At 51.4% G+C, this 19562-nt stretch carries 16 protein-coding genes; 7 read left to right on the top strand and 9 right to left on the bottom strand.

The genetic code is table 11. From position 1 onward, the window contains the following. Positions 1 to 91: 91 nt before the first annotated feature. From L6H70_RS09950 to L6H70_RS09940, 3 genes are all read left to right on the top strand, one after another. Positions 92 to 502: an Lrp/AsnC family transcriptional regulator gene (locus L6H70_RS09950; RefSeq protein WP_236332366.1), complete on the top strand. Its 411-nt coding sequence runs from the start codon at positions 92 to 94 to the stop codon at positions 500 to 502. A gap of 342 nt (positions 503 to 844) precedes the next feature. Further along, positions 845 to 2833, top strand: coding sequence for a Na+/H+ antiporter (locus L6H70_RS09945; protein ID WP_236332364.1), 1989 nt, complete (start codon positions 845 to 847; stop codon positions 2831 to 2833). 21 nt (positions 2834 to 2854) lie between these two features. Beyond that, positions 2855 to 3013, top strand: a complete 159-nt coding sequence (locus L6H70_RS09940) for a hypothetical protein (RefSeq protein WP_236332362.1) — start codon at positions 2855 to 2857, stop codon at positions 3011 to 3013. Between the two features lie 23 nt (positions 3014 to 3036). On the opposite strand, the gene L6H70_RS09935 is transcribed toward L6H70_RS09940, so the two are convergent. The 3 genes from L6H70_RS09935 to L6H70_RS09925 all read right to left on the bottom strand — a co-directional run bounded on the left by L6H70_RS09935 (position 3037) and on the right by L6H70_RS09925 (position 5972). Further along, positions 3037 to 4242 carry an Acg family FMN-binding oxidoreductase gene (locus tag L6H70_RS09935; RefSeq protein WP_236332360.1) on the bottom strand — a complete coding sequence of 402 codons (1206 nt, stop codon included), beginning with the start codon at positions 4240 to 4242 and terminating at the stop codon, positions 3037 to 3039. A gap of 24 nt (positions 4243 to 4266) precedes the next feature. Then, positions 4267 to 4920 carry a TetR/AcrR family transcriptional regulator gene (locus L6H70_RS09930; protein WP_236332359.1) on the bottom strand — a complete coding sequence of 218 codons (654 nt, stop codon included), beginning with the start codon at positions 4918 to 4920 and terminating at the stop codon, positions 4267 to 4269. A gap of 236 nt (positions 4921 to 5156) precedes the next feature. Next, positions 5157 to 5972, bottom strand: coding sequence for a DUF6492 family protein (locus L6H70_RS09925; RefSeq protein ID WP_236332357.1), 816 nt, complete (start codon positions 5970 to 5972; stop codon positions 5157 to 5159). Between the two features lie 208 nt (positions 5973 to 6180). Between L6H70_RS09925 and L6H70_RS09920 the strand changes: the two genes are divergently transcribed. Continuing rightward, a complete protein-coding gene (locus L6H70_RS09920) occupies positions 6181 to 6936 on the top strand; it encodes a YheC/YheD family protein (protein WP_236332355.1) in 756 nt (251 codons plus the stop codon). 85 nt (positions 6937 to 7021) lie between these two features. Next, positions 7022 to 7780, top strand: coding sequence for a nucleotidyltransferase family protein (locus L6H70_RS09915; RefSeq protein WP_236332352.1), 759 nt, complete (start codon positions 7022 to 7024; stop codon positions 7778 to 7780). Between the two features lie 129 nt (positions 7781 to 7909). Here L6H70_RS09915 and L6H70_RS09910 read toward each other — a convergent pair whose 3' ends face one another. Next, the gene (locus tag L6H70_RS09910; protein ID WP_236332350.1) at positions 7910 to 9043 is read right to left on the bottom strand and encodes an SMP-30/gluconolactonase/LRE family protein; all 1134 of its coding nucleotides are present in this window, start codon (positions 9041 to 9043) and stop codon (positions 7910 to 7912) included. A 12-nt stretch (positions 9044 to 9055) separates the two neighbouring features. Continuing rightward, entirely contained in the window at positions 9056 to 9841 is a 786-nt protein-coding gene (locus tag L6H70_RS09905) for an SDR family NAD(P)-dependent oxidoreductase (RefSeq protein ID WP_236332348.1), read from the bottom strand. 257 nt (positions 9842 to 10098) lie between these two features. Between L6H70_RS09905 and L6H70_RS09900 the strand changes: the two genes are divergently transcribed. Beyond that, complete coding sequence (locus tag L6H70_RS09900; protein ID WP_236332346.1) at positions 10099 to 10770, top strand: TetR/AcrR family transcriptional regulator; 672 nt, start codon at positions 10099 to 10101, stop codon at positions 10768 to 10770. A 161-nt stretch (positions 10771 to 10931) separates the two neighbouring features. On the opposite strand, the gene tlp is transcribed toward L6H70_RS09900, so the two are convergent. The 4 genes from tlp to L6H70_RS09880 all read right to left on the bottom strand — a co-directional run bounded on the left by tlp (position 10932) and on the right by L6H70_RS09880 (position 18722). Further along, positions 10932 to 11156, bottom strand: a complete 225-nt coding sequence (gene tlp / locus L6H70_RS09895) for a small acid-soluble spore protein Tlp (protein WP_236332343.1) — start codon at positions 11154 to 11156, stop codon at positions 10932 to 10934. A 100-nt stretch (positions 11157 to 11256) separates the two neighbouring features. Continuing rightward, a complete protein-coding gene (locus L6H70_RS09890) occupies positions 11257 to 15492 on the bottom strand; it encodes a sulfite reductase subunit alpha (RefSeq protein WP_236332341.1) in 4236 nt (1411 codons plus the stop codon). Positions 15493 to 15529: 37 nt separating this feature from the next. Then, positions 15530 to 16762 carry an MFS transporter gene (locus L6H70_RS09885; RefSeq protein WP_236332339.1) on the bottom strand — a complete coding sequence of 411 codons (1233 nt, stop codon included), beginning with the start codon at positions 16760 to 16762 and terminating at the stop codon, positions 15530 to 15532. 436 nt (positions 16763 to 17198) lie between these two features. Beyond that, entirely contained in the window at positions 17199 to 18722 is a 1524-nt protein-coding gene (locus L6H70_RS09880; RefSeq protein ID WP_423802787.1) for a DHA2 family efflux MFS transporter permease subunit, read from the bottom strand. A 205-nt stretch (positions 18723 to 18927) separates the two neighbouring features. On the opposite strand from L6H70_RS09880, the gene L6H70_RS09875 reads away from it, so the two are divergent. Then, positions 18928 to 19500: a TetR/AcrR family transcriptional regulator gene (locus L6H70_RS09875; RefSeq protein ID WP_236332337.1), complete on the top strand. Its 573-nt coding sequence runs from the start codon at positions 18928 to 18930 to the stop codon at positions 19498 to 19500. The last annotated feature ends 62 nt before the right edge of the window (positions 19501 to 19562 follow it).

Here is a 19562-nt window from a genome sequence, read left to right as displayed (position 1 = left end):
CAAGTCTTTGGATGATTTGACTTTAATTTTGAAAGAAAGTGATCTTAATACGCTTGCTTAGATTTTCACGCATTTCATAGGAGGGACTTCAATGGATCAAACCGATTTGCTTATTCTGTCTGAATTATCCAAAAATAGCCGTATCACCATGAAAGAATTAGGGGAGAAAGTGCATATGACCGGGCAGGCAGCAGCAAGCCGTGTTGCGAAACTGGAGGATACTGGAGTGCTTGAAGGGTATACGATAAAAGTTAATCAATCCAAGTTAGGGTGTATTATTCATGCTTTCATCACGCTCTATACCAATACACTTAATCACCAACCGTTGTTGGCCTATATTAAAATGAAAGAGCCCTTTGTGTTGAATACTTATAAAATTGGCGGGGATGGGTGTTACCTTCTGGAGTGCAGATTTCCATCCAATCAGCATATAGATGAATTCCTGGACGGGTTAAATGAATATGCGAACTATAAAGTGTCGATGGTGATAAAAAAATCATGAAGATTCTGCCTAAGAGAATCCATAATACTTGACGTTTATCTCACAGCAATTGCTTCCCCGGTAAAGGGAAGCATTTGTTTTGCATGAATGATTCAGCTTTGGCAATGGTCCCTTCGAACTTGAAAATATACATTAACTATTCGAGGAAATCCAAATCTAACAGCGGCCGGAAGACCAAATTTTCTCTGCAGTCACGGATAATTCCCTAAATAGAAAAACCATAGCTTCAACTTTCACATAAGGAATTGCCGATAAATAACCTAAGCGGCGTATTTACATTCAGTTTGAATTCATGAATTACACTACATTAACCCTGACTACAGAGATGGAGGGAAGTAACCTTTGGAATTGTTTGAATATATTTTACTCATGCTGGCGGCGCTGGCGGTATCCAATCTGGTGAACCGGTTTATTCCGTCGGTCTCTGTGCCGATTATCCAAATTACGCTGGGAATGGCGATTACCTTGCTGCCCCTGCATTATGAAGTGATATTAAATCCAGAGCTGTTTCTGCTACTGTTCATTGCTCCGCTGCTGTTCAATGATGGCAGGCATGCGGATAAAGAGGCGCTTTGGAAGCTCAAGAAGCCCATTCTTTTGCTGGCGCTGGGTCTCGTGTTCCTAACGGTCGGTGCTGTGGGGTATTTCGTACACGCTCTGCTTCCGGTGATCCCGCTGGCGGCGTCCTTTGCGCTGGCGGCTGCCCTGGCGCCTACGGATGCTGTAGCCGTCGGTGCGCTGGAGCAGAAGGTCAAAATCCCCCACCGCACAATGCAGATCCTTGAAGGAGAATCCTTAATCAATGATGCATCGGGTCTGGTATCCTTTCAATTTGCCGCAGCCGCTATGGTTACCGGGATGTTCTCCTTCAAGTCCGCCGGGCTCAGCTTTATTTCTATCTCACTTGGCGGGGTGGCCCTGGGTCTGCTGCTCACACTGGTGAAATATGGAGTGGTAAAATGGCTGCGCAGACTCGGCATGGAGAACGTTACCCTCCATATGCTGATTGAGATTCTGACACCCTTTATGATATTTATGGCGGCCGAAGAACTGGGGGTCAATGGCATTCTTGCTGTAGTCGCTGCAGGGATTGCCCATTCCTTCAGCTATAAGAAAATGAATCCCGAGGTAGCCAAGCTGCGGGTTGTCTCCAAAAGCACCTGGTCCGTTATCATCTTTGTGCTGAACGGCCTGGTCTTCCTGCTGCTTGGCACACAGCTGCCTGAGATTATTCAGACCATTTGGAACAGCCCGGAAATCGGGAATTTCAAAGTCGTGATGTATACTCTATTGTTGACTGTAGCCGTACTCGGGCTGCGGTTGATCTGGGTACTTTTAATAGATGTTCCGGAGGACGGCGATGCACGCAGCTTGGGGAAGGGCAGATTCAAAAAGGCGCTGATCCTCTCCCTGTCGGGCGTCCGGGGAACGATCACACTGGCGAGTACGTTGTCGCTGCCGTTTTTTCTTAAGGATGGAACTGCCTTTCCGTCAAGGGATCTCATCATCTTCCTGGCGTCCGGCGTGATTTTGTGGACACTGCTGGCCTCCAATTATCTGCTGCCGCTGCTGCTCGGGAAAGAGCCGGCAACTGCGCAGGAAGAAGAGGAGGTACAGGCCAAAATTGAGATTCTGAGAAATGTGGTTGCCGGCTTGAACGATCTGACCACAGACCAAAACCGGCTGGCCGCCGTTCAGCTCATCAATACGTATACCTCCAGAATCCGCACGCTCCGGAAGGACGACAGAAGTGATAACATGCAGCGTGCTCTGGGCCTGTTGGTCCTGCAATGGGAACGGGAGAACACGCTGCTTGCGCTGGAGCGGAAAGAAGTCGATCCTTATACCGGCTACCGGTATTTGAGAAGAATTAACCAGATGCTGTATATGAGTACAAAGGATGCCCGGTATAAAAGAGAATTGTTCCCTGTTAAGCAATGGGATGATGTGGTTGGCATCCTGCAGCAGGCCCGCCTAAGCTTCCGCGAAAGACGAGCCGAACGGACCAGACTCAGAAGCCAAAACATTGCTTATGTGCTTAAGCAGCTGAACGCGCTCCTTGCGGAGGGTAAGCAGGAGATGGAAACGGTCAGCGCGTTCATTCTGCAATATGAACGGATGCTGCTTCGTCTGAACAGAGATCAATCAGCTACAGGTACCCGCGAAGATTACGACCTGTCATTACAGGAGCTGGCCCGGGCCGGGATTCAGCTGGAGCGGGACAACCTTCAGGCCATGTTCGAGACCGGGCGGATCTCCAGACAGGGCATGAAGGAGATGAAGCGCGACATCCTCTTCATGGAGCATGATATGCGGGAAGAGCCGGTTTAGAGAAGTCCCGGAGCCAGGGGTGTGGCTGATTCCGTTCCGCGCGCTCCAGAAGCCGGAATCAGAGGTAAAAATCCCTCTGATTCCGCCCCGCGCGCTCCAGAAGCCGGAATCAGAGGTAAAAATCCCTCTGATTTTGCCCTGCGCGCTCCAGAAGCCGGAGCCACGCACCCGGTTCAGTAAGCTAATTCAAAATGTTACCGGCTCTACTTGGCATCTGCCGGGGTAAGCAATTCCGTTACCTCACGGCGCATGCTGAGCGGAGCCTCTTTTATGGGCCGGCCCAAGCGTACCAGCATCTGGATGGTACCGCCTTCGGGGGCGTATTCCCGGTGAATAGCCTGATAAGGTGCCTGCATCTGCGGATATTCCTCCAGCACCTGGCTAAGCGGCTGCATGGCGAGCCCTAGCTGATGCGCCTCCAGAATCAGCCGGCTGTATACGATTCCGCTTAGCACCTGACTTTTACGGCTGTTGTCTTTGGTAAGGATTAGGGCATAGGCCGGCGTGTTGTTTACCGCTGTCTGAACAGACTGGATCAGCCGGTCCGATGCAGCTTTTCCGCTGTTCATGGACGGGAAGAGGGTGACGAGTCCCTGCATGATATGTTTCATGAAGCCCGTAGTGCCTTGGCCCTCTACGGAGAACCCGTAACGGTATTGATTTTTCTCGTGCTCATTCGCACGGAAGATGTCCTCGGATTCTTTGGCTACAGATGCTGCCGCTGCCTCGATGGCAGCTCCCTGCATGGCGTAACGGCCCAGTTTATCCAGGTTATCCTTGTCCTGAACAATGCGGACGGACACGCTGCTGCCATCACTGACAGCCTCAAGCTGTTCAATCTGTTCACGGGTTAATGGAGCGGGCGAATACGCCGTCCGGTTGGTGTCGGGGAGAAACAGGTCATCATATAAGGGGGTGTTTTGGGGAGGGCGCTTTAGCAGCGTTAGTTTTGCAACGGGGTAAGTATCCATGCTCTCTGCCAGCGACTGTTCATCATATGGGCCCATAGGAAACAGGTCTAAGCCAACTCCATATCCCAGCTTTTGACCGGCTACATCGATATAGTCCAGGAAGGTTCCCTGGGAGATCATCATCTGCCGTGCAAGCGGATCAGCCTCCTTGCTCATCCGGCTGCTGTCAGCGTAGAGGTACAAGCTCATCGGCTCACTCCCGCTAAGAGAGATTCTCCAGGGCTGCATATTATGTCCGCTTGCGGCAAGCAGGCCGTGTGCAGCCAGGCGGACCCGCGGATCGCCGAATTGCGTAGCATAGGATTTGTTCCACGGTTCAAGGTACGCCTCTTTCTGAAAAACACCGCTTATGTAGAATAAAATGCCAACAATAAGAAGCACCAAGGCGGATAGACTTATTAGAGCAAGACTCACAGATTTCTTCACCGCTTTCTTCATACCTGTTCTCCTTCATAAGTGGGATTATTGAGCCGGTTCCAGGGAACGGAGCAGGAGGCGGAACGATTCTTGGATGAATTCACCGGGTCCGATTTTATAGTAACGCTCAAGGTAATGCTTCTTGGTCCGTACCGTGCTGAATATGCCAAGCATACTGGCCCATAAGGTCATTGTGGTTTGATCCACCGGCAGATCCGCACGAATGCTACCTTCTTCAACCCCCTTTTGCAGCGCATTTTTCACGAATTGCAGGGCTTCTTCCCCGAGCGCATAACATTCGTCCCTGGACTCATCGGGTATCCCGTTCTGAAAATCAACCAGGCTGTTCTCATATTCAATAATGGCCTGGAAATAATGCGGCTCCGCGCAGGAAAACTCATAGTAAACCGAGGTAATCTCCCAGAGTGCTTCCAGTGCGGTAAAGGAGTTGTTCCCCTGAAGCTTGTCTTGTAAGAGGCCGATTAAGCGCCGGTACCCTCTGATCATAATTTCAAAATAAATCTGCTCCTTACTGTTAAAGTAAGCGTACAGGGTTCTTTTGCTGAATTCCGCCTGCTTGGCCACATCATCCATAGTAGAGCGTTCATAGCCCTTTTCAAAAAACACATGCTCGGCGGCTTCTATGATGTCCTTCCTGCGAAGCTCCATCTCTCTGCTTCTTCGTTCAGCGCTTCCCAAAAAAATCCCTCCATAAAACGCACTTAAGTGCAGTCGATTACACTGCTAGTTTACTTTAATCTGCGGGATTTTTCAATTCTTTGTAAATGACTTCGGTGCTGCTGTAAAATGTGCTGTGCTTATGGGTTTCCCGTCACCGGAAGGAGCCGTTGTTGAGCGGATTCGGCCCGGCAGCGGGCACAGCCGCTTGCCGGAACCGCCGCAGAAAAGAGTGGCAGGCAAGACGCTCCCCCTTCTTAATGCTTGGCTCGAATGGAGTATCCCTTACGCTGATGGAATGAAATTGACCGGTAGGTACGCGCCAGCTTCCGGCGTTGTTTGATTCCTACGGCAGATGCTGAGGTTTTCAGCGATTTATTATTTGCATTTCTGAGCAAAACCGAGGCACGGTTACCGCTGTACACATAATTGGCGTACGTTTCAAATTCGGAAAATCCGAACTGCTTTTTCCTATCGATACTGCGGATAATGGCGGCATGCCAAGGCATTCCATGGCGCGCTTCAATGGTTCTTTTTAAAGCGGCAAGCTTAGATTTCTCAAACAGCATATAATGCGTCACAAAAGACTTGGGAGAAGGTGCTGCGGTTCCCATCAGTTTCCGGTAGGTGCGGAAATATTCCGGCTGGCTCCAATTGCGGCAGTAAAAGACGGTTTTACCCGCTGAACGGAACCGGTGGGGGCGAATCAGGACCGTGTCGGCATCGATGACCAAAAAATAATTTTCCCGGCAGATATGATCCCCATTCAGCTTAAGCAGCTGCTGATACAGCCACCCGGAACGGTTCCAGCGGGAGGAGGAATAACGGATGTCCTTTTTAGTAAACGGCAGAACGGTAGTCTCATCGACAAAAATACAGCCTTTGCGAGAGCACATTTCCCTGATTCTGCTGCTGCCGGGTGAGACGATGTAGATGTGGCTGATGGGGTGGAGTACATAGGAGCGAAGACTGTCGATCACATAGGGAAGGGTGGCCAGGTCCTTTTCAATGGCCGGGATTAGTACGTCTATAGAGGGGCCGCTAACGTGTGAGCCTGCTGAGGTTGCTGACATTAGGTTCATCTCCGTGCACAAATTGACACTTGCGCGTCTGCACTAGAATATGCCTGAGCCTCAAGGGATGACCGGGCAGAGGAAAGTTGAAACTTAATATTCCCGGACGGGACAGATGGTTCATTCCACCTCGCCTGTTTCTGCATAGGATGCACTGACTTTGTAAATCAGGAAAAGGGTAACCCTTTTCGGACAGGAGAGTGCAGGTGTGAAGGCAAGAAAAGCTGTTTCATTGCAGAGCAAATGGCTAAAAACGAAGCTGCTGCTTCAGAGTGCTTCCATCAGACCCTATATCCCGGATACCCGTAAATTCACCAGACGCAATCTGGAGCAGATGATTTACAGCTATGGGATGATCTACGTCAAACCCGAAAGGGGAACTTATGGGAACGGTGTAATCCGCGCGGAGCGGGGGGAACGTGGGGGCTTCACCTACCAATATGAAGAAACGGTCCGCCATTTCGACACCTTTGATTCCTTTCACCAAAGTCTGGCGAAGAAGACAGGCGGCAGAAGGTATCTGATTCAAAAAGGAATTCACCTGCTGAAGCATAACCGCCGCCGCTTCGATATCCGTGTAATGGTGCAGTTAAGTCCTAAGGGAGTCTGGGAAGCTACCGGAATTATCGGCCGTCTGGGCCACCCGCGCAAGATTGTTACGAATTACCACAGCGGCGGCAAACCAACAGCGATAGAAACCTTGCTCAGTACCCATCTCCCTGCACAGAAGCTTACTCAGCTGACGGGTGAACTGAGTACGCTTGGCGTACGGATGGCGGCTCATATGCAGAAAACCTATCCGAAGATTGTGCAGATCGGCGTAGATGTCGGATTGGACCGGACACTGACGCCATGGATTATTGAAGTGAATATGAATCCGGATCCCTACATCTTTAATCAGCTCAAAAATAAATCCATGTACAAAAAAGTAATGAGATACCGGCGGTATCGGATGAAGAAGTAGCTTATGAAGGTGCAGCAGCAGACTTGGCTTGATGATCCCTGTGGTATATAGTTAAGGGAAATATTCAGGGCAGGGAGCGAACAGGATGATAGCATTAATCTTGGCTGCGGGGTATGCGACCCGTCTTTATCCGTTAACGAAGGATACGCCAAAGCCGCTGCTGCCGATTCAAGGAACCCGGACGATTCTGGATCTGTTGATGGACCGGCTGGAGGTTCTGGAGGAAATCACGGAGATTCTGATTGTGACGAATGAGCGCTTCTTCGGCGCTTTTCAGCAGTGGCAACTCGAATATGGCGGGACGAAGCCTGTCCGTATTCTGAATGACGGCACCTCTTCCCCTGAAACACGGTTAGGTGCGGTCGGTGATATCCAGTTTGTCATTGAGCGGGAACACCTGAAGGAGGATTTGCTGGTTCTGGCAGGCGACAATGTGCTCGGCTTTGGCCTTGAGGGGTATTTGAATTATTTTCATCAGGTGGACAAAGACTGTATTCTAGTCCGGACGGTAGACAATATCCAGGAGCTCCGCAGTGTAGGCGTGGCTGAGCTGGACGATGAGCTGCGGGTCCTTTCCTTGGAAGAAAAGCCGCAGTCACCCCGGACGAACATAGGCGTGTTTGCACTTTATATCTATAAGCGTTCAACGCTGCCGCTGTTCTCCCGTTATCTCGCCGAAGGAGGCAACCCGGATGCGCCGAGTTATTTTCCCGAGTGGCTGCACTCCCGCCAGGAGATCCGCGCCTATTTTACGGAAGGTACGATTGAGGATGTCGGCACACCTGAGGCTTATGCAGAGATGCGGGGTAGTCTGCGGAACGGCGAAGGGAATAATGGTGAATAATTTATAGTAAGCTAAAAAGCAGGCATGAACGAGCTTTACCTCCAATCATTAGATGGTGTCTAACACTAGGGGGACAGTTCAGTTTTGTGCCTGCTTTTTCAGCTGGAAATTTGTCTGGGGGAACTTTCCTTACGGATTCAAAAGCACCCGGTGAACACCCTGGCTTCCTCCCGGTGCAGTACCGAGATATAAATATCCACCTTGGCTTACGGCAGTGGTAACACCGTACAGGGTTCCTTCAGGATCATGCCAGCTAGTCACAAGTTCTCCTTCGAGTCCATATTCTGCGACAAGCCCATGCTTCACCGGCCTGCTTGCTCCATTTAACAAAGATTGTGGAACTTTGGACATCGTTGCGGCCAACCAGGGATGACTGTGCATGTAATCGGCAAAAGACAAACGGGTTGTGAATACCCCTACCCAGAAATGTCCCTGGGCATCACGTGTGATGTTATCCGGGAATCCGGCAATATTTTCGGTAAATAAATCCGAGGTGCCTTGTTTGGCCCCCTTCAGCCAGTATCTGGTCAGTTGATAATGATAGGATTCGGCAACGAGTACGAAATCTTCTTCGGCAGACAATGCAACCCCATTGGCAAAATACAGATCACGAAGTAAAACGGTCGTCTCCCTGGTAAGCGGATCATATTTCAGCAATCGTCCATGCGGCTTGTTCTCGGCAATTTCTTTGAACATGACCTTGCCATAGTTTGAAGTATCGGAGAAATAGATTGAACCGTCCTTCGCGATGTCAAGCTCGTTTGCCAAGTAGATCGGACCTTCCTCCACTTGATTGGTTAGGACTTCAACATTTCCCTCCGGGTCAATCGACAGCAGCCCTTTCTGAATATCCGCCACAATCAAATTTCCGGCTGCGTCAAATTTCAGTCCGTTAGGTGTTCCGTGGGTATCGGCAAACACTTCAGCCGGCTGCGCTTTCCCCGTTGTGTCAAAGGCTACTCTGTAAATTTTGCCGTCGGAATCTCCCGTATAGAGCCGTCCTTCTGCATCAAAGGTGATAAATTCCGGGTACTTCACGCGATCTGTAACCAGCTCTGCCGAGCTGAGTTTGCTGTTTTCTTTCCAGGGTCCCTCGTTTTCAAAGGAAGGGGCGGCAGGCGCTGACCATAGCGCCGGATTTACCGGAGCAGGTATTAGCAGAAATACAACAATCCCCAGCACAATTATCCCGAGCAGGGCCAAGCTCCATCTGTTGACTTTTTGACGTGTTGAACGTCTGCGCTGCATTGGTTCTGTGGACATCATAATTCCTCCTTATTGTTTGCTCGGGCGAAGCATGTTCCCAACCAGCCGCAGACTCTGTCTGCGGGTCATGAAACGAGAAATTTGGGCACCCAGATAATTCCGGAGTCCCGGAACAACGTACTGTTTCCCTTTTTTCATAGCTCGGAGCGTGACTGCCACTACACGCTCCGGCGTGTCCTTCGTACCGACTGAGGCATCCTCCGTGCCAACGACATTGAAGAAATTTGTTTCCGTCGAGCCTGGGCATAGAGCAAAGAATTGAACGCCACGATCGCGATTCTCCCACCAAAGGGCATCGGTAAAGGACAAGACAAAAGCTTTGGTAGCACCGTAGACGGCCATATAAGGCAGCGGCTGAAAGCCTGCGGTAGACGATACATTGATAACAGCGCCAGCGCCTCTTTGGAGCATCCCCGGAAGGAATGAATGAGTCATATCCACTACAGCAGCGACATTGAGCATTACTTCTTCATGCTGGCGCTCACCGGAGACTTTCTCGAACAGACCGTGGGTGGCAAACCCTGCATTGTTGACCAACAGATCAATTTCCAGGTTGAGCTGCTGGCACTTCTGATACAATTCTCCGGCAGCACCTGCGGCGGACAGATCCAGGGGAATAACCCGGGATTGAATTCCATAGCCTCGGGTTAATTCGGCTGCAAGTGTATTAAGCCTGCGTTCGGATCTGGCTACAAGCACCAAATGACTGCCTTCCTTGGCCAGTTGTCTTGCAAACTGTTCGCCGATGCCTGAAGATGCTCCGGTGATCAGTGACCATTTTCCTTTAATATTCATGATTCCCGCTCCTTTTAATACAATGTTTTATTCGAGAAACAGTGTTACCAAATCTCCAAAAAAAGAATGCCAAATATATATGGGCATAAAGTATCTTGGTAACACTGTTTCCGATGTGAATCATCGTATCCCATGGGTATGCATGTGTCAAATCTTTTTTTTCAGCGTGATGGATCCATTGACAACCCTTTTACAAATGTTTAGAATGCCTGTTATAACCCAGTAACCTTGTTTCCTGTGAACAACATGATAACCGAATGAAGGTGATTCTTATCCATAACGAAGACAAGCCCTCGCAATATGCAGGGCGGGAGTTAAAAACATATCAGGAGGTCCGTCTGCAGAATACGGAAAATCTCCGTAAGATTGTAGTTGACGCGGCCGCAGCCATTTTGCAGGAAGAGGGGCCGGAAGCCGTTACCGTGCGTAAAGTATCGCAAAAGATGGGCTGCTCCACCAAAATCATTTACAGCTTGTTCGTTAATAAAGAAGGCCTGGCCCAGCAGCTATATCTTGAGGGCTGCAAATTGCTGGCCCAGCGTTTTGAAGAAGTGTCGCCATCCTCAGACCCCTTGCAGCATCTGCTGGATTTGGGTGAAGCCTTCTGGCAGTTTGGCCAGGATCATACCAGCTACTACAAGCTGATGTTTGGAGGGGCTTTTGCCGAGTTCAAGCCGGATGCCGAAAGTATGCAGGGAACGATGACAGCCATAAGCCGTTTGCTGATTCTAATCAGCACTGCCCAGCAGCAAGGACAAATTTCGGACGAGGAAGAGACTGGGACCATTGTCAGCGCCATATGGGCTTCGCTTCACGGGGTAATTCACCTGTATATGAGCGGGTTTCTGGGCGATGTCGACGCGGCCCATACCGTTTACAGACAAACCATGGTTTTGCTGTCTCAATCCTTGTTTGCGGTATCCAAGTGATTGTGCTTAAAGGTACAATTGACGGTGCGGATACCGCCCGCGCAAGCAGAGCTATATAGAGAAACAGCCCATCCTTAAAGGCATGGGCTGTTTGATTTGAGCCAGCACAAGCGCAATCAGCTCGTTATAGACTCGATTGAATCGGCATCGCCAGACGCTGTCTACTCCTCTGAATGCGCAGCTTCGTCTTTAACTTCCTCGCGGAAGCCTTTAATGCTTTCTTTGCGGCGTTCGTTCTTTTCTTCGATTTGTTCCCGTTCTTTGCTGCTGATTTCAGATGAGAATTCGTTTAGATAGTCTTCAGCTTCATGCAGGTTTTGCATGGTGTGCTGAATGCTTTGCTGTAAATGCTCGACATTATCTGCACGGTTATCCGGCTTTGCCATTGTACAATCGCCTCCTGTGATTAACGCGCCATAAGGACGCTAACCTGTAGGTTGATCGTTGCCGGCTGATTTTATGCATGATCATTAATTATTAGTCTGCTTAATAGACATCCCGCGCATACCGTTTGGATAAGGACATTTCTTTGACATAATGATTGGCTTCATCGGCAGTCATGCCGCCGTGCTGCTGGATTACCGTCTTCAATGCGGCATCCACTTCTTTGGCCATTTGCTGGGCATCTCCGCATACGTAGAAGTGCGCGCCTTCCTGAAGCCAGGCCCAGAGCTCGGCTCCATGCTCAAGGATCCGGTGCTGTACATACACTTTGTCAGGCTGATCACGTGAAAAGGCAGTATCCAGCCGATGCAGGAAGCCTTCCTTCTGGAGACTTTCAAGCTCCTCGCGGAAATAGAAATCACTCTCCTCCCGCTGTTCCCCGAAGATCAGCCAATTTCTTCCCTTGGCCCCGGATGCTTTGCGTTCCTGCAGGAAGCCCCGGAACGGTGCAATGCCTGTGCCCGGACCGACCATAATCATCGGGGCATCGGGATTAGCCGGTGGCCGGAAATGGGCATTCTTTTGAATGAAAATAGGAATGTCCGCATCCTCTGTAGCACGGTCCGCGAGAAATGTGGAGCATACTCCCTTACGGGCGCTGCCGTTGTTCTCGTAGCGAACGGTGGAAACAGTAATATGAACCTCGTCCGGATTGGCTTTCGGGCTGGAAGAAATCGAGTAGAGACGGGGCTGCAAAGGCTTGAGCTGTTCCACAAGCTCCTGTGCGCTGAGCGAAACCGGAATTTCCTGCAGCACATCGATCAGCTGACGGCCCCACAGCCATTGCTTGAGCTCCGCCGGGTTCTCATGGTCGAGCAGATGGCTTAACCGGGCATCCTGAGAGCGGTCACGGATGAACCGGAGCATATCCGGTGTCACCCGGGCAATCTCGAAATGACGGAGCAGTGCTTCGGCCACCGGCAGTTGTCCCTGGCCTTTGACCAGTACCGGGGTAGAAGGCTCAATGCCCAGTGTATGCAGCAGACTGCTGGCCAGATCAGGGCAATTGGCAGGCCACACGCCCAGAGCATCGCCGGCTTCGAACTGTACTCCGGCAGCGGAAAGGTCGAAGGCGTAGTGGCGGGTTTCTTTTTCAGATCCGGCTTTGTTCAGGTTCTGCTTGAACAGCAGCCTGGACGGTACCGGTTGGTTCCGGTGATATCCGCGTGTTTCCGAACTTGAGGCAACCGGGGCGGATGCGGCAACCGGAGTGGACGAATTACTGCTTGCTGCGGCAGGTACACCGGGCTTCGGGCTTCCTTTAAATCCGCTCAACAGTTCAGAGATATCATTCGTCCATGCATCCACCTGCTCCTGAAAGTCTGTATCGCAATGGGCACAGTCCAACAGCCGCTGCGCGCCAAGCTCCGTGAGGCGGGTATCCAGATTCCGCCCGAAGCCGCAAAAGAGATCGTAATTGGAATCCCCGAAAGCGAGCACCGCATAATGCAGATCCTGTAGCTGCGGGGCATTCTCTGCTTTAAGGGACTGGAAGAAGCTTTCGCCGTTGTCCGGAGGATCTCCGGCTCCGAAGGTGCTGGCGATGAACAGGGCAAACCGGTTCTTGGCCAGATCGCTTACGGAATATTGATTCATATTTATTAGCCGTACATCATAACCGGCGTGCTGTAACTTTCTGGCACAGTCAATGGCTGCACCCTCCGCATTTCCCGTCTGTGAAGCCCATAAGATGGTTACCGGAAGCTTGGTCGTAGCGGTACTCTCCGGCAGCGTAACAGACTCCGATGGGGCTGAGTCTGTTAGCGTTTCTGTTCTTTCGTAAGCTTCCGCCCCGGGAAGCGGGGCACGGGAGAACATGCCTGCCAGCAGGCCGTCTACAAAGAAGCGGGTGGGCGGTTCAAAAGGTGCGCTGGACGGTAAAACCGGAATGCCGGAAGCGGACCGGCCAGCCTCGGTGCGCAGGCTGGTGAGGAAGCCGGACAGATAAGCCTGTTCGTGGCTATCCAGGGTCAGGGGTGCGGGGGCTTCAATCCCTAGCAGGCCTGCGAGTGTGTCAAGCGGCTTCATGGTTACGGCCTCCTTCGGGCGGGCGTTCTCAGCGTTGACTGGCTGTGCAGCCGGACTCTGGTCTTTGGCCGGCGTATGCAGTTCCCCGCCAGGCTGAACTGCAGCCTTGACCAGAGATACCGAACAGAATTTCAACTCGGGCTGCAAGGACATAGGGTCTACGGCATCATTGGTAACGTCATTGACAGCCAGCTGTGCTCCAAAGACATCATTCCAGTGAAAAGGGGCAAAGCAGTTGCCGGGGCGCACGCGGTCTGAGAGGACGGCCGGAAGAACAGCCAGCCCCCGCCGTGAACGGAGCTCTACCGGCTCCCGGTCTTTAATTCCCAGGACTTCAGCATCTTCCGGGTGAATTTCTACAAAGGGGCCCGGATTCAATTTATTAAGCTTCTGGACTTTGCCTGTTTTGGTTAGCGTATGCCATTGATGCTGCAAGCGGCCGGAATTCAGCACAAAGGGATAGTCGCTGTCCGGCAGCTCTGCAGGCGGCATATAGGGACGTGCCCAGAATACAGCCTTTCCGCTTTCTGTCGGGAACACGAGATCCGGAGAACTGCCATCTGAAAGCTCGATCTGTGCTCTGCCGTCTTGAAGATTCAAATACCGGATGGGATTCCGGTCGTTCGGCTGACCCGGCGCACTTGGCCACTGCACAGGCGTTTCTCTTAGCCGTGCATAGGTGGCCCCGCGCAGGTCGTAACCTGTTTTCGGATTCCAGGCCTGCTGGATTTCTGCATAGACCTCTTCGGAGGATGAATAGGAAAAAGCTTCAGCATAACCCATCGCAGCCGCTACCCGGGCGATAAGCTCCCAGTCTGGCATGGCTTCTCCAGGCGGCTTCACGGCTTGCTGCATCAGGGTCAGGTTACGCTCCGAATTTATCATCACCCCTTCACCTTCAGCCCATAAAGCTCCGGGCAGCAGGATATCCGCATACCGGTTGGTCTCGGTATCCAGGAAGCTGTCCTGGGTTATAACCAGTTCAGCCGCTTCAAGAGCAGCGATAACCTTCTTGCGGTTCGGAACGGTAGCCACCGGATTCGTGCAAATGATCCAGCAGGCCTTAATCTTGCCTACGATCATGTCTTCAAACATGGAAATGGTGCCGCCGCTGACATCCGTCCGGAGAGTGCCTTGGGGAATTTCCCACAGCTTCTCTATGAAGCCGCGGTCAGCTTCAGATACCAGAGAACGCTGTCCGGGTAAGCCCGGCCCCATGTAACCCATCTCCCGTCCGCCCATAGCATTGGGCTGTCCGGTGAGGGAGAAGGGGCCGCTCCCCGGACGGCAGATCGCTCCTGTAGCCAGATGCAGATTGCAGATGGCATTGGTGTGCCAGGTGCCGTGAATGCTCTGGTTGAGACCCATAGTCCAGCAGGACATCCACTCCGGAGCTTCACCAATCCACTCGGCTGCCTGACGGATATCCGCTTCCGGGATGCCTGTGATTTCGGAGACTTTATCCGGCGGATAATCCTCCAGGAATTCCTCCATGCTCTCAAAGCCCAAGGTGAACCGGGCGATAAATTCCGGGTCCGTATGGCCGTTCTTGACTAGCAGATGCAGCAGCCCGTTGAGCAGGGCCAGATCTGTTCCGGGTCTGATCTGCATGAACAGGTCCGCCTTCTCTGCCGTTGCCGTCCGCCGGGGGTCAACGACAATCAGCTTGGCGCCGTTCTTCACCCGGTCCATCATCCGCAGGAACAGAATCGGGTGACAATCGGCCATATTGGCGCCGATCACGAAGAATAAATCTGTCTGATCCATGTCCTGATAGGAACCCGGAGGGCCATCCGCTCCCAGGGAGAGCTTGTAGCCGTTGCCTGCACCAGCCATACACAGACGTGAATTGGACTCAATATTCGGTGTCCGGATGAAGCCTTTGGCCAGCTTGTTAATCAAATACTGGGCCTCCAGCGACATTTGGCCCGATACATAGACGGAGAGGGCATCCGGGCCGTGTTCCTCCAGAATGCTGCGCAGCCGCTGCGCGGTTTCGGTGATGGCTGCGTTGATTTCCATTTTTACAGGTACAGCCCCCCGGGAAGGGCGGCTGTAGGCATACTCCATCCGGCCGGATTCCGTAATCGCAGCTGCAGCGGTGCTACCTTTGGTGCACAACCGGCCGAAATTGGCCGGATGCTCCTTATCCCCGGTGATTTTGACTACGCGGTTATCCGATACTTCGAGTATGATCCCGCAGCCAACCCCGCAGTAAGGACAGACGCTTTTAACTTTGTCAGTTGTCATGTGAGTTCACCGCCCCGAAGTTTTCTGTACGAGCTGATTAGTAATTTACACCCGACTCTGCCTTCGCCCAGGATTTTCTCCAGGATCTTGTTACAGCGTAGAAGATAAGGGTGGTGAGGAGCACAATGGAACCGACCACGAGAAATCCGGTGACCTGTGAGCCTGTAGACTGCTTCAGCGGGCCCAGGACGTAAGTCGGCAGCAGATAACCGCCAAGACCTCCGGCTGCACCGACAATGCCGGTAATGACTCCAATCTCCCTGGAGAAGCGCTGAGGAATGATCTGAAAGACCGAGCCGTTCCCCATCCCGAGGCAGGCCATCATTACGCTGGTATAAAGCAGCATCACCAGGAATGAACCCGGCATCGAGGCAATGGCAAACGCACATACCGAAATCACACTGTACAAAACAAGCAGCAGACGCATGCCGCCAATCCGGTCCGCAATCCAGCCGCCTAAAGGACGGAAGAAGCTGCCTGCGATGACTGTTATAGTGACCAGGTATCCTACCTGGATTTTGGTCAGCCCCCCGGGGTGTGCGGCGTCGCCGTACACATCATAGAAGAAAATGCTCGCGTAGTTGGCGAACCCGACAAACCCGCCGAAGGTAATGGCGTAGAACATCGAGAACCACCAGGTATCCGCATGCTTGAAGACGCTGAGGTAATCTTTGAGCGGTTTAGGCGCAGGGGCATTCGGGGCATCTTTAGCTAATATTGTAAAAATAATCATAACGATCACCAGAGGAATAAGTGCGAGTCCGAATACACTGTGCCATCCGTAAGCCTGGGCGATTTGCGGTCCAAAAAAGGTAGCCAGCGCTGTTCCGCTGTTTCCTGCACCGGCAATACCCATCGCCAGCCCCTGATATTGCGGAGGGTACCAGCGGCTTGCAAGGGACAGCGATACGGCAAAGCTTGCACCTGCGAAACCGAGCAGGAATCCGATCATATGCACTTGCAGCAGGCTGCTTCCGCCAAGCCAGCCCCACAGAAGGGGGATAATGGTGAGGAACATCCCGGTCAGACCCGCTTTTTTACTCCCGATGCGGTCTGCCAGGATCCCCATTGGAATCCGGAAGATCGAGCCGCCGAGGATTGGGATGGCGACCATGGTTGCTTTTTGAGTATCTGACAATCCGAAGTCCTTGGTAATGTAGAGCGATAGAGCTCCGCACAGCACCCAAATCATAAAACTTACGTCAAAGTACAAAAAAGCTGAGAATAAACTCGGGGCATGACCCGCCTTGCGAAAACTTTTTGCTTCCATTGCTGACATCCTCCTTTTAATGAACCCCAAGTAAGTGAATCGACAAAAAAGGGCCGACTGACAGAACCCGCGTACCTGCGGATTGTGTTAATCGGCCCCGTTGCCAATTGCAGCCACGTCATCGTAGCTGACTTTATAAACAAATGTAAGAATGCCGGTACAACAAGCCTTCCAGCCACAACATTGTGGGGAGAACCCGTTGTTTCCTTCGTTGACACAATGCTGTGTCGTTGAAATCTTATATTGTCAATATAAATAGTCACAGTGAAAATGTCAATAATGATGACATATAAATTTTTATTTGTTCATTTTTATGCTATTTTTAAGGCGGATCACAGGATGTTATGTTAGATATACTTACATCATGGTGGGAATCTCCCGCAAAAAAATGAGATCAACGACCGGGATTGTCGTCGACCTCTTTTTTTAACTGAGCCTAGGCTTTTTTGGCTACGGCCTGCTTCAGTGCCTGCCCGGATTCAGCTTCCGTTGTCTGGCCGACCTTCTTGATGAAGAAGGAGAGCAGCAGACCCAGGACACCAATTCCCACGATAACGAGGTAAGCGTCATTGATACCCTGGATGGAGGCTTCCATGATCATATGTTCTTTCGTCCCTTGAGTACCGCCTGAAGTAAGCATATCCTTCATGTGAGTAGTCGTACGGCTCGTCATTACAGTTACAAGCAGAGAGGTTCCTACAGCCCCCGCTACTTGCCTAACGGTATTTGAAATCGCTGTACCATGAGCATTCAGCTTCGACGGCAGCTGGTTTAGACCCAGTGTCTGAATCGGCATCAGCAGCAGCGCCATCCCGATCCGCCGGCCTGTGGACATCAGCACCAGATAAGTGAAGCTGGTCGAGTCTGTCAGGTTAACGAAGCCCAGCGTTGTAACGATCATAATGAGTAGGCCGACGATCGCCAGCCATTTCGCGCCAAATCGGTCGAACAGCTTACCGGTAACGGGCATTAAGAGCCCCATGATAAGCGCTCCGGGAAGCAGCAGCAGCCCTGACTCCAAGGCTGTATAGCCGCGGGCATTCTGCAGATACAGCGGCAGCAGCATCATATCCGCATACATCACGATTGTAACTGCGACGCTGATGAGCGTAGTTAAGCTAAACATGTTGTATTTAAAAGCCCGGAGATCGAGCAGCGGAGTTTGGGAAGACAGCTGCCGCCAGATGAACAAGCCGAGCGCAACAACACCTGCAGCAAGTGACAATATGACCTCCGCACTTGACCAGCCTGCGCTGGCCGCACGGCTGAAGCCATACAGCAACGCACCAAAACCAACAGTAGACATTATTACGCTGCTAATATCAATTTTAGGATAAGAACGCTCCGACACATTCCGCAAATACATAAATCCGCAGATAATAACAATCAGAGTCAATGGGATCATACCGTAAAACATGGTTTCCCAGGTGTAGTGTTCCAGGATATATCCGGCCAGTGTGGGTCCGATCGCAGGCGCGAATATGATCGCTAATCCGACCATCCCCATGGCTGCTCCGCGTTTTTCCCGGGGGAAGAGGGCTAATATTACATTGGTCAGCAGCGGCATGATAATCCCTGCACCGGCTGCCTGAATCATCCGTCCGGTCAGCAGAACAGGGAAGCTCGTCGCAAGCGCGGAGACTATGGTCCCTGCCAGGAAGACAAAGATGGACGTCTGGAAAAGCTCACGGGTAGTAAACCGCTGCATCAGAAAGGCTGTGATCGGAATCAGAACCCCGTTGACCAGCATATAGCCCGTCGTCAGCCACTGGGCCGTTGCAGCTGTGATGCCGAAGTCATTCATAAGTCCGGGTACGGCAACGCTCATCACTGTCTGATTCAGTGTCGCAAGAAATGCGCCCAGAATCATGATGAACAAGATGGGCCCTTTTTTGATGGAACTGGCTGTTGCCTCTATTTCTTTACTCACTACACTCCATCCTTTCAAATCGTTAATCATGGACTTAATTTACATCGTGTTGTATAGTTTACATTGCATAAAACAAATTATAAATGAAATTTTCATGTAAGCAAGCAACGGTTTCTGAAAAAGTGTAAATTAATAAACATTCATAGGTGATATGTAGTTTAACTTTTTGAAAAACGACAATTCCGTGCAAAATGTAGTCTGCTAAGAGGAAGAGAAAGGATGGAGAGAAATTAGGATGGAAAATAACGAAGCGCGTGTAGATCCCCGCGTACTCCGCACCCGCCAATTGCTGAAGAATGCCGTTGTTGAGCTGCTGGAGGAAATGGATATCGAGAAAATCACGGTCAACCGCATTGCCGAGCGGGCCAGTATTAATCGTGTGACCTTTTATCTGCACTACCGGGATCTGCCGGATATGCTGGAAAAAATGGCCGATGAAATGGTCGAGAACATTAGGCAAGTCGTTAACAGCAATCCGGAGCAGGCGGGAAAAGAGGAGTGGCAGCTGCTCGAGAACCTGCTAAAGCATATCCAGGCGAACGCAAGACTATATAAAGTTACGCTTACCTTTAGACAAAGTACAATCTTTACGGACCGGCTGGTGGCTCTGATTGATGAAATGATTATTTCGCGGCTGGAGCGGAATGGGAACATCAGCAGCAGTCCCGAGTCCATGGTTCAAAGGGACATCGCCATCTGGTACGGCTCAGCAGCCCTGATTGGGACGGTGGTGAAATGGCTGCGCCGGGACATGCCGTATACCCCAGCTTATCTTGCCAAACAAATTACCATGCTCCGGTCTCAATAGACCGCTGGCGCACACAATATACTTAGTTTTTAAGGCGGCGGAGGCAACTTCGCTGCCTTTGC

This window comes from Paenibacillus auburnensis, assembly GCF_927798115.1.
In the GTDB taxonomy this organism is placed as follows: Bacteria; Bacillota; Bacilli; order Paenibacillales; family Paenibacillaceae; genus Paenibacillus_AQ; species Paenibacillus_AQ auburnensis.
This window is presented reverse-complemented; position numbering and strand designations above follow the sequence as displayed.